Origin of the sequence: Mesorhizobium sp. M0833 (assembly GCF_040319905.1) — a bacterium.
Lineage (GTDB): Bacteria > Pseudomonadota > Alphaproteobacteria > Rhizobiales > Rhizobiaceae > Mesorhizobium.
Genome location: NZ_JAMYOQ010000096.1, coordinates 1 through 799, shown reverse-complemented (window position 1 = coordinate 799; position 799 = coordinate 1). Strand labels below are relative to the sequence as shown.

Below are 799 nucleotides of genomic sequence, written 5' to 3'. Positions count from 1 at the left end.
GAATCGAACAAAAGAGCGGAACGGGCGCCGTGTGTTTCCGCATTAAGTATTTGGCATTGCGTTATTATTTCGAAAAATCGTCGATTTTGTACGATCACGTGAGCAGCCGCAGATGTTCACCAGAGGCGTTTGCTGGCAAAAGCGTGCCCGGAACCGGATCTGAGATAACGCTCGAATGAAGTCGCCTTGGCTTGGTTCGAGAAGGCGATACAGGGCTTCGCGCGGAGAGGGTTTCGCTGGACTCGTCCTGCGAAGCGCGCAGCGCGATTGAGCGGGATGGCGGAGAGGATGGGATTCGAACCCACGAGAAGCTTTTGACCTCTACTCCCTTAGCAGGGGAGCGCCTTCGACCACTCGGCCACCTCTCCGTTGCGCCGGTGGATAAAGAAAAGTGCCGGCACAATCAACAAGCCGACGCTATTATCGTTGAAAAATCGAGCCTTCGCCAAAGCGCCACCTTGGGCTTGCGGCGATTCTGCGGCAATTCCCTGGCTGTTGAGTCGGTCATGGTCACAGTTTGGGCGGGCCATTGCCGGGATTGGCTGGAGTGCGGGGTGCAAGGGGCCTGATAGTTAATGGGAGCTTTCGGAGTGAGGCCAAATCGTGTCATTTGTGCAACAACGCTCGGCGATAGCGCCCCCACAAACCTTTTGCCGGTACGATCGTGGTTGAACGCCGCCGTCTCATGGGTAATGTCGGGTTTGAAGGAGCGGCGCGGTGCGCATCTTTTTCGGTAGTGGGGATGGGGCAGGGAACGCTGTCCTTCAGCAAAGAATACCCAGACCCGTTTTTTAACTTT

General features: G+C 55.9%; 1 protein-coding gene and 1 tRNA gene. Both read right to left on the bottom strand.

All coding sequences use genetic code 11. The annotated features are described in order from the left end of the window. Nucleotides 1-277: 277 nt before the first annotated feature. Nucleotides 278-368, bottom strand: a tRNA-Ser gene (locus tag NKH98_RS32945). Between the two features lie 35 nt (nucleotides 369-403). Further along, a partial coding sequence (locus tag NKH98_RS32940; protein ID WP_352904322.1) for a hypothetical protein occupies nucleotides 404-799 on the bottom strand: 396 nt, incomplete at its 5' end.